The following is a 9,293-nucleotide window of genomic DNA, read 5'->3' as shown; positions in this document are numbered from 1 at the left end:
GCGATGAACCTGGAGACGACCGAAGAAGAGCTGATGCACACCATCTTCCCGCATCCGACGATCTCGGAAACGATGAAGGAAAGCGTGCTCGACGCCTACGGGCGTGCGCTGAATGCATAATCGAACTCAGGAGTTTTCAGTTTATGAGAACTGAAGTGTCGCTTGGTCCGCCACTGGTGGCCGGACTGGGCGTAACATTCTTCGCTTTGCTCGACGCGGCGATGAAAGTCATCCTGCAAAGTTACCCACTGATGCAGGCCACCACCATGCGGTATGGCACTGGTGCTGCGTTCGCGACGATTATTTACCTCGTCTATTCGGCCCAGGTGCCCAGTCTGGCTGCCCTTGGACGCAATGCTGTCAGAGCCTTGATCGTCGTTGGTACGGCGCTGTGCTTTTTCGTTGCCATAAGGCGGCTGCCCCTGGCGGAGGCGGTGGCACTTACCTTTCTTTCACCGTTGTTCATGGCGCTGCTCGGACGCCTGATCCTGAGGGAAACGGCATCCAGGCTCGTCCTGTGCGCCGCTCTTGTCGGCTTCTGCGGTGTTGTCATCATCGCGCTCGGCCAGCAGCGTGGCGATGCCGGAGGGTTGGATTTGATCGGGATCGCCGCCGCCTTGGCCAACGCCATCCTCTATGCGTTCTCGATGATATTGATGCGGCGGCAGACCGCGCACGACTCGATCTTTACGATCGTCTTTCTTTCGAATTGCATCGCATTCTTCGTTGTTGCGCCAACCGGAATCTGGACCTGGCAGCCTGTTGCCGCAACGCACTGGCTCTTGGCCGCGATAGTCGGTCTTGTCGGTACTTGTGGTCACTTCTGCCTCGCATGGGCGTATGCCCGCGGGCAAGCTGCGCAACTTGGCGTGATGGAGTACTCCGCCTTCGTCTGGGCCATCATCCTCGGCTACTATTTCTTCGGCGAGACCCCCTCGGGATGGACGCTGGCCGGTGCAACGTTGATCATCGGCTCGTGCTTGATTGCCACTCTGAACAAAGCCGGTGGCCGAAAAATATGAATGCCGCTATTGGGTCGCTCGCCAAGCCGCGGTTCGGCGCTTCCTTGAGACAGCTGTTCCTGTCATCGGTGACTTTGTCCGCGAAGGCTTAGCTACCCTCGGCATGGCATGTCGTCTCTGAAGCCGCCTGGCGTTCTGCCAGAACCGCCGCCTGCTGTCGATTATGTTGTGCTTCGCGCATACCGTCCCGGGGATTGCCCGACATGTCGGCTGAAGGCGGTGCTGAAAGTGCTGGCGGAGCCGTAGCCGATGCGTTCGGCCACGGTGGCGATGTCGGTTCGCTTGTCGCGCAGCATTTCCTTGGCGAGGGCCATGCGCCAGGCCAGCAGGTATTCCATCGGCGGCATGCCGACATGGCGGGTGAAGCGGTCGAAGAAGGTCGAGCGCGACAGCGCAGCGGCCTTGGCCAGCTGTGCCATGGTCCAGGGCCATGCCGGTTCGGCGTGCATCTGGCGGATCGCCGCGGCCAGCCGCCCGTCGCCCAGGCCGCGCAGCAGGCCGGCCGGCGCGTCCTGCGTCTGGGTCAGGCGCAACGCCTCCACCAGCAAGATCTCGACCAGCCGGCCGAGCACCAGATCGCGGCCGGCGCGCTGTTCCTGTGCCTCGTCGACCAGCATCCGCACCAGCACCGACAGCCGCTCGACGCCGCGCACATGCACCTGCGTCGGCAGCAGCGACACCAGCAGGCCGGAATCATCATTCTCGAAAGTGAAGTAGCCGCCCAGCAGGCGCACGCTCGGCGGCCCGTCCTGGGTGCCGTGCCGCACTTCGCCTTCTGCTGATGCCGCGACACGCGGGTCGATGAGTTGTGGAACCACGGGCTCGAAGCCCGACATGGTGAAGCCGGGCGTCGTCGGCAAAAGGACGAAGTCGCCGGCCTCCAGCTGGAGCGCTGGCTGGCCGTCGACAGCCAGCCGGCACGATCCCTCGATCACGGCGCAAAAGCCCGGATGGCCAAAGCTGGAATAACGCACGCCCCAGCGGCCGGCGCCGCTGATGCCCTTGGTGAACACGGCGCGGGGCCTGAGCAGTCTTATGACTTCTGAGAGTGGATCAGACATGATCCGGACGATAGCAAACAAAATGCGGACCATCAATTGTAGATAGTCCGGAATTGCGGGCCTAGCATGAGGACATCAACCAACAAGGAGACAGCAATGAACACCGTCCTCATCACCGGCTGCTCGTCGGGTTACGGCCTCGAAACGGCGCGCCACTTCCTCGCCAAGGGCTGGAACGTCGTCGCCACAATGCGCACGCCGCGTGCCAATATCCTGCCTGCTTCCGATCGCCTGCACCTCGTCGCGCTCGACGTGACCAGCGCTGAAAGCATTGCAACGGCGCTCGAGGCTGCCGGCCCGATCGATGTGCTGGTCAACAATGCCGGCATCGGCGTCGTCGGCGCTTTCGAGGCGACGCCGATGTCCCACATCCGCAAGGTGTTCGACACCAACACCTTTGGCGTCATGGCCATGACCCAGGCCGTCATCCCGCAGTTCCGCGCCCGCCGATCAGGCGTGATCGTCAACGTGACGTCGAGCGTGACGCTGGCTCCGATGCCGCTCGCGGCCGCGTATACTGCCAGCAAGCAGGCCATCCTTGGCTTCACCGGATCGCTGGCCCACGAACTCGGCCATTTTGGCATTCGCACCAAGCTGGTCGAACCGGGATATGCGCCGACGACCGCCTTCGCCGCCAACACCGAGGTCAGCGTCGAGGACCTGATCCCAGCCGCTTATGCCGAATTCGCTGCGCCGATCTTCGCTGAGTTTGCCAAGCCGGCGCTGGTGACGAGGGAGAGCGACGTGGCCGACGCCGTCTGGCGCGCCGCCACCGACCTGACCGGGCAGCTGCGCTTCCCGGCAGGGGCAGATGCGGTCGCCCTGGCAAACGCGGCCTGAGTGCTGTGCCGCCGGCCACCATCGGCTATCCGGTTGATGGCGTCTCCTCGGGGGCGCCGTCGGCAAGGTCTCGCCGAAAGCTGTACATGCCGTCCTCCCCTTCAGGTTCGGCAACGCATTGCCAGTCTTGGGCGGTGAAGAAGCGATGGGCGGCAGGGTTGTCGCTCATCACATAGGCGAGCCAGCGCGGGCGCGAGCGGAACTCGTCGCAGCCGGTCACAGCCGCGATCGCCCGCCTTCCGATGCCGTGCCGGCGCAGCGCCGGATTGACGGCGAGGTCGGTGACCACCCACACATCCTTGTCCGGATCGGGTGCGACGCCGATGACGGCCGACAGGCGACCGTCCTCGAGATAGCTGAACTGGCGGCCGTCCTGGTCGGTCAGGACGAAGTCCAGCCACTCGTGGTCCATCGGCCCGAGCTGGTCGTTGAGCTCGGGGTCCGCATACCACGACAGGTATTCGGCGAAATCCGTCGCTGCAAAGAGCCTGAGTTCGCTGTGCTTTTGCGTCATGCCGGTGAGTTGGGAAACCCGCTGCGACCATTCAAGGAGGGTCAGGCGGGCTCGACCTGGTCGGCTCCCATCTTCTCTGCCGTCGACGCTCTTTCCGCGGCGCTCCGCTCGGCATATCGCCTGGCCATCCAGGCGCAGACCATCAGCTGCAGCTGGTGGTAGAGCATCAGCGGCAGGACGATGGCGCCGATTTCCTGGCCGGCGAAGATGACGTTGGCCATCGGCACGCCAGAGGCCAGGCTCTTGTGCGAGCCGCAGAAGGCGACGGTGATCTCGTCTGCTTTGGAGAAGCCGAGCAGGCGGGAGGCGAATATGGTGATCCCCAGAACCGTCGACAGAAGGAACGCCGCGATCAGCGCCAGCACCAGCAGCGACTGGGCCGGCAGCTGGTGCCAGAGGCCGGCGACCATCGCCTTGGAGAAGGCGAGATAGATCACCATCAGGATTGAGCCGCGGTCGACTGCCGTCGTCAGCCATTTGTGCCTGCCGAGCCAGCCGGCGAGCCAGGGCTGGACGAGCTGGCCGAGTACGAACGGCGCCAAAAGCTGCAGCATGATGCCTTCGATCGCCGACAGCGACACACCACCTCCCGACGTCTTGGCAAACAGCAGCCCGACCAAGAGCGGCGTCAGGAACATGCCGATGATGTTTGAGGCAGAGGCAGAGCAAACGGCAGCTGGCACGTTGCCGCCGGCAAGCGCTGTAAAGGCGATGGACGACTGCACCGTCGACGGCAGAACGCACAGGAACAGCACGCCGGCATAAAGTGCCGCCGGCAGCACGCTCGGCACCAGTAGCCCAAGCAAGAGCCCGAGGATCGGGAACAGCACGAAGGTCGAGGAGAAAACCACGAGGTGCAACCGCCAATGGGTCATGCCGGCAATCACGGTTGCGCGCGACAGCCGCGCCCCGTGCAGGAAGAACAGCAGCGCAATGGCGAGATTGGTCACGGTGCCGAAATGGACGGCGAAGCTACCCTGCGCCGGTAGAATCGAAGCCAGCGCCACACAGGCGATCATGAGCACGATGAAGGTATCTGGACGAAAGCGTGCGAACAAGCGCGTGATCCCTTGGCAGCGAATGAAATTTGTATACAGTATGCCAAATGAGGGTGCTATTGGGAATGGCGCATACAGGAATGATGCTCATTTCGTTTCGTGAACACAGAGAGGGATCATGTTCGATCCGGTGCTCCTCCAGACATTCGTAGCCGTTGCCGGTTCGCGCAGTTTCACCGGTGCTGCGGTGCATCTGCGCCTCGGCCAGTCGACGGTCAGCCAGCACATCAGGCGCCTCGAGGTCAGCACCGGGCGCCGGCTGCTGGTGCGCGATACCCATTCGGTGATGCTGACGCCCGACGGCGAGGCGATGCTCGGTTTTGCCCGCTCGATCCTCGACGCCAACGAGCGCGCCCGCAGCTATCTGCAGGGCGCCCGGCTCAGCGGCCGCATCCGCTTCGGCGCGTCGGAGGACTTTGTCACCACCCGGCTCGCCGACGTGCTGCACAAGTTCACCGAGCGGCACCCTTCCGTCGAGCTGGAGCTGACGGTGGCGCTGTCGAGCACGCTGTTCGACCTGCTTGACGAGGGCTCGCTCGACCTCGTCATCGCCAAGCGCCGGGTCGGGCTCAGCCAGCAACGCGAGGCGCGCAGCGGCGTTGCCGTCCGCACCGAGCGGCTGGTCTGGGCGGCGCGCGATCCCTCCGTGGTCGAGCCCGGAAAACCCCTGCCGCTCATCCTGTTCTCGCGCCCCGGCATCACCCGCATCGCCGCCATGGAGGCGCTCGACCGCAAGGGCATTCCCTGGCGCATCGTCTGCACCAGCGGCAGCCTGAGCGGCCTGCAGGCGGCGGCCCGCGCGGGCCTCGGCGTCATGGTCCAGCCACGCAGCATGGTCTCGGCGGGGCTGATGGTGCTGCCGACGACACCACAGCTGCCGCAGCTCGAAGAGGTCGAGTTCATCCTCACCAGTGCGGCCAGCGAGCCCGCGGGCGTGGTGGCAGCGCTCGCCAAGGAGATCCTCGACCGCAACGCCCGCCAGGAATTCGAACTGCCGTTCCGCGAGGCGGTCTAGGCAAGCCGGGCAGAAGAGAATCGCCAGCTAAATACTCAGTATACTGTTTAAAATGTTTGGAGAGCCGCATGGACGTCGTCATCATTGGAGCAGGCATTGGCGGGCTGACGCTGGCCTTGATGCTGCAACGGGCCGGCATTTCTTTCCGCGTCTATGAAAGCGCCCAGGAGATCAGGCCGATCGGCGTCGGCATCTCCATCCTGCCGCATGCCAGCCGCGAACTGACCGAACTCGGCCTGCAGGACGCACTGGCCGAAGTTGCGGTTACCGCGCGCGAATCCTGCTTCTTCAACCGCTTCGGCCAGCTCGTCTACAAGGAGCCGGTGGGCACTTTTGCCGGCTACGATTATCCGCAGTTCCAGATACACAGGGGCGACCTGCAGCAGATACTCTATAACGCCCTCGTCGCGCGCGCCGGACCTGGTTGCGTCGTCACCGGCTGGAAATGTGTTGCCGTCGAGCAAAACAACACCGAGGCCGCCGCGCGCTTTGTCGACAGCCGCACCGGTGAGGATCGCCCGGCACAGCATGGCGCGGCCATCGTCGGCTGCGACGGCATCCACTCGCTGGTACGCCGCAAACTGGTGCCTGATGACGGCGCGCCGATCTATTCGGGCGTCAACATGTGGCGCGGCACGACATGGTGGAAACCTTATCTTACGGGCGCGTCCTATGTTCGCGCTGGTTGGCTGACTCACGGCAAGATGGTCATCTACCCGATCCGCAACAAGCTCGATGCCGAGGGCCGCCAGCTTATCAACTGGGTCGCCGAAATCGAGACATCAGACTATCACCAGCAGGACTGGAACCGCCGTGGCCGGCTCGACGATTTCATCCATGCCTTCGCCGACTGGAACTTCGATTTCCTAGACGTGCCCGGCCTCATCCGCGGCGCTGATGCGATCCTCGAATACCCGATGGTCGACAAGAACCCGCTGACGCGCTGGAGTTTTGGCCGCATCACCCTGCTCGGCGACGCGGCGCACCCCATGTATCCGCGCGGCTCCAACGGCGCCGGACAGGCGATCCTCGACGCCCGCGCTTTGGCCGACAGCTTTGCGGCGGGTGGCGACATATCGGGCGTGCTCAAGGCCTATGAGGACAAGCGGCTGGAGGCAACCGCAGCGGTCGTGCGCACCAATCGCACCACCCCGCCCGACGTCATCCTCAAGGAGGTCTATGAGCGCACCGGCGACCGGCCCTTTGTGCGGCTTGAAGATGTCATCAGCCAGGAGGAGCTGGCAACGCTGTCCAACAGCTACAAGAAGGTCGCCGGCTACGACAAGGCGACGGTGGCCGAGCGGCGGCGGGCGTGAAGACGGGCTGCTCAGACCAGATAGCCGACTATTCTGGTCCTGCCGTCGTGCAGCTCGATCGGAAACTTGCCGATCGGGTCGAGCACATCGGTCAGGTCGGCGTCGAATTCCATCCATTCGATGGACCGAAGTTCGACCGGCCCGTATTCGATGGTGTCGATGTAAGGCCAAGGGCAGCGCAGTTCAGGCGGAAAGCGCATCTGCCGCGCCAGCGGCATCAATGAATTCAACCGTCATGCCATGCACATCTTCGCGCGCAGCGCGCACGATAGCGACCAGTTTCCGCCACTTGGTGTCGGACATAAAAGCACGCGAAAAACCGGCTCTTGCGAGAGCACCAACAGCGGCTGGGTCGAGGATTTCTGGTCGTTTCATGGCTGCAGCATGACTTCGGGAATGAATAGCTGCAAAGGACCAGCTCGCTCGAATAGGTCAAGCTCATCGAAGCGGATGCGCCCGACTGCCGCCATCTTCTCCCGGTTCGGCGGGAGCTTGAGGCGGCCGTCTGGATCGTGACGGCAAAGCGTCCGATCGAATGGCGGAGGCCTGAGGGACGTTCATCTTAGGCAGTTGGAGCAAGTCGGGCCGGTGTAGTCTGATTTTCGTTGCGGATATGCAGATAAGAAAAAAGCGGGCAATGCCCGCTTCCCTCTGGCTCCTGAGACTTGCGCGCCGCCGGTACATTCGTGGTCGACGTGCCATCAATCAGGGCAAATACGACGGTTCGCGGCAAAATCCAGCATCGTATCTCGATGAGCATCTCGCTCCGGCGAACCAGCCGATGAGCGTTATATGGCGCTTGCGAGGCGAAATGGCAAGTCCTCTTTTACGCCATGGTTCAGCGGCCTTGATATCTACTCATTCGTGGATTATCTATTTTGGATCGATCTTGCTGTCGAACTTTGTTCCGCGCGCTGATGCGCCTCTACGATCTTCCCCCTCAAAATCGAGTTTGAACGGTCGCCTCGCATATTGCTTGGTGATTACTTTGTTGTATCGATTGAAAGGTTATCGTCATGGCAACTGGAACCGTGAAGTTCTTTAACTCCACCAAGGGGTTCGGCTTCATTCAGCCCGACACCGGCGAACAGGATGTGTTCGTTCACATCTCGGCCGTTGAGCGTGCGGGTCTGCGCACGATCGTTGAAGGCCAGAAGCTCAGCTTCGACGTCGTTCGCGACAACAGGACCGGCAAGAACGCAGCAGAGAACATCCAGGCTGCATAAGGATCTGTCTCCGGCTATTGACCACGGATGTACTGGCAGTAGCCGTCGAGGCAATCTGGAGAAGGTCGCGAGCTCCCGGCCTCTTTCATTTTTTCGGGCCCATGCGGAAGGAGAATGCAATGGCGGATCCCGTCAGTAAAGACAACCTTTTTGCGCCTGCCCCGAACAAGGCAGAAGCCAAGAGCGATGCAACCACACGGTTTGCAAAGCAGATCATCGACACCGAGGCCAAGGCGCGACAGGCCAAAACCGAGCGTCTACGCGCCGCGCGCATGGCCATGGTCCCGGCCCCGGAGGCGGAAACTGCGGTCAAGACCCGCAAGAAGGCCAAGCCTCGGATATAGTCGCGCTCTTTCCGCCAACGGCCACAAGTCGCTTTGAGGCGGCAGAGCAGGATTAAGACAGCGGAATAATCGATCGCCTCTTCTGCGAGAAGTTGCTTATCGCAATGTTGCCGTAAGACTTCAGGTCTATCGGAAAGCGCTGTTGCACATCGGTTTTGACTGGATCGCGTGCCTCGGCGGCATCGAAATTCTTGCTGCCTGGCTTCGCGACCCTGGTGAGGGAGCATGCTGGATGAGCATTTCGAGCGACGCCCGCTTCTGGGACCGGACCTCGAGGAAATATGCCAGGTCTGCGGTTGCCGATCAGGACGGCTACCAGCGCACCCTGGATCGAACCCGCGCCCTGCTGGGCGCCACCGATCGGGTGCTGGAACTGGGATGCGGTACCGGAACAACGGCGATGCTGCTCGCTGCTGATGTGAAGCGTTACCTCGCCACCGACTTTTCGCCTGGCATGATCGACATCGCCGAGAAAAAGCATCGTAAGAACCCTGTATCGGGCCTCAAGTTCCTTACCGCCGCCGCCGACTCGTCCGATCTGGAGGCGGGCCAGTTCGACGCGGTCCTCGGCTTCAACTATCTCCATCTGGTTCGCGATCTCTCCGGCACTTTGCTGCGCATCCATGCGCTGCTGTCGACCGATGGCCTGTTCATTTCCAAGACGCCCTGCCTTGGCGACATGAACCCGCTGATCCGGCTGGCGCTGTTGCCCGCCATGCGTGCCACCGGGCTTGCGCCGCACGCCGGCGCCTTCAGCACCGCTGCACTTGTTCAGCACATTTCGCAGGCCGGCTTCGACGTTCTCGCCACCGAAATCCACTCGACGAGGGGCAACGACTTCAGGCCCTTCATCGTCGCGCTCAAGCGGTAGCGGCGCCTAGAAGCATTTCTGCTTTT

At 62.5% G+C, this 9,293-nt stretch carries 12 protein-coding genes; 7 read left to right on the top strand and 5 right to left on the bottom strand.

The annotated features are described in order from the left end of the window. Positions 1-143 precede the first annotated feature (143 nt). Positions 144-1,022 carry a DMT family transporter gene (locus NDO48_RS22420; RefSeq protein ID WP_018425820.1) on the top strand — a complete coding sequence of 293 codons (879 nt, stop codon included), beginning with the start codon at positions 144-146 and terminating at the stop codon, positions 1,020-1,022. Between the two features lie 161 nt (positions 1,023-1,183). On the opposite strand, the gene NDO48_RS22415 is transcribed toward NDO48_RS22420, so the two are convergent. Further along, positions 1,184-2,083, bottom strand: a complete 900-nt coding sequence (locus NDO48_RS22415; RefSeq protein WP_026226760.1) for an AraC family transcriptional regulator — start codon at positions 2,081-2,083, stop codon at positions 1,184-1,186. 96 nt (positions 2,084-2,179) lie between these two features. On the opposite strand from NDO48_RS22415, the gene NDO48_RS22410 reads away from it, so the two are divergent. Continuing rightward, on the top strand, positions 2,180-2,923 hold the full coding sequence (locus tag NDO48_RS22410; protein ID WP_267322375.1) for an SDR family oxidoreductase: 744 nt from the start codon (positions 2,180-2,182) through the stop codon (positions 2,921-2,923). 25 nt (positions 2,924-2,948) lie between these two features. Here the strand turns inward: NDO48_RS22410 and NDO48_RS22405 are convergent, their stop codons facing one another. Together NDO48_RS22405 and NDO48_RS22400 are read right to left on the bottom strand one after the other, a co-directional pair. Beyond that, positions 2,949-3,437 carry a GNAT family N-acetyltransferase gene (locus NDO48_RS22405; RefSeq protein ID WP_018425823.1) on the bottom strand — a complete coding sequence of 163 codons (489 nt, stop codon included), beginning with the start codon at positions 3,435-3,437 and terminating at the stop codon, positions 2,949-2,951. Positions 3,438-3,478: 41 nt separating this feature from the next. Next, positions 3,479-4,495: a bile acid:sodium symporter family protein gene (locus NDO48_RS22400; RefSeq protein ID WP_018425824.1), complete on the bottom strand. Its 1,017-nt coding sequence runs from the start codon at positions 4,493-4,495 to the stop codon at positions 3,479-3,481. A gap of 118 nt (positions 4,496-4,613) precedes the next feature. Here NDO48_RS22400 and NDO48_RS22395 point away from each other — a divergent pair, with 118 nt between their 5' ends. Beyond that, complete coding sequence (locus tag NDO48_RS22395; protein WP_018425825.1) at positions 4,614-5,510, top strand: LysR substrate-binding domain-containing protein; 897 nt, start codon at positions 4,614-4,616, stop codon at positions 5,508-5,510. A gap of 68 nt (positions 5,511-5,578) precedes the next feature. After that, positions 5,579-6,826, top strand: a complete 1,248-nt coding sequence (locus NDO48_RS22390) for a flavin-dependent oxidoreductase (RefSeq protein WP_018425826.1) — start codon at positions 5,579-5,581, stop codon at positions 6,824-6,826. Positions 6,827-6,837: 11 nt separating this feature from the next. On the opposite strand, the gene NDO48_RS22385 is transcribed toward NDO48_RS22390, so the two are convergent. Together NDO48_RS22385 and NDO48_RS22380 are read right to left on the bottom strand one after the other, a co-directional pair. Beyond that, the gene (locus NDO48_RS22385) at positions 6,838-7,026 is read right to left on the bottom strand and encodes a hypothetical protein (protein WP_018425827.1); all 189 of its coding nucleotides are present in this window, start codon (positions 7,024-7,026) and stop codon (positions 6,838-6,840) included. After that, positions 7,010-7,201: a hypothetical protein gene (locus tag NDO48_RS22380; RefSeq protein WP_157632664.1), complete on the bottom strand. Its 192-nt coding sequence runs from the start codon at positions 7,199-7,201 to the stop codon at positions 7,010-7,012. The genes NDO48_RS22385 and NDO48_RS22380 overlap by 17 nt, the downstream gene beginning before the upstream one ends. A gap of 641 nt (positions 7,202-7,842) precedes the next feature. On the opposite strand from NDO48_RS22380, the gene NDO48_RS22375 reads away from it, so the two are divergent. The 3 genes from NDO48_RS22375 to NDO48_RS22365 all read left to right on the top strand — a co-directional run bounded on the left by NDO48_RS22375 (position 7,843) and on the right by NDO48_RS22365 (position 9,267). Next, positions 7,843-8,052 (top strand): cold-shock protein, encoded by a 210-nt coding sequence (locus NDO48_RS22375; RefSeq protein WP_018425829.1) that lies wholly within the window; start codon positions 7,843-7,845, stop codon positions 8,050-8,052. Between the two features lie 119 nt (positions 8,053-8,171). Then, positions 8,172-8,396 (top strand): hypothetical protein, encoded by a 225-nt coding sequence (locus tag NDO48_RS22370; RefSeq protein WP_018425830.1) that lies wholly within the window; start codon positions 8,172-8,174, stop codon positions 8,394-8,396. Positions 8,397-8,628: 232 nt separating this feature from the next. Further along, positions 8,629-9,267 carry a class I SAM-dependent methyltransferase gene (locus NDO48_RS22365; protein ID WP_267322374.1) on the top strand — a complete coding sequence of 213 codons (639 nt, stop codon included), beginning with the start codon at positions 8,629-8,631 and terminating at the stop codon, positions 9,265-9,267. Positions 9,268-9,293: the final 26 nt, after the last annotated feature.

The sequence above is a fragment of the Aminobacter sp. MET-1 genome, from assembly GCF_026521175.1.
GTDB lineage: Bacteria > Pseudomonadota > Alphaproteobacteria > Rhizobiales > Rhizobiaceae > Aminobacter.
Note: the sequence above shows the minus strand (reverse complement) of the source record. Positions and strands in the feature narration are given on the sequence as shown.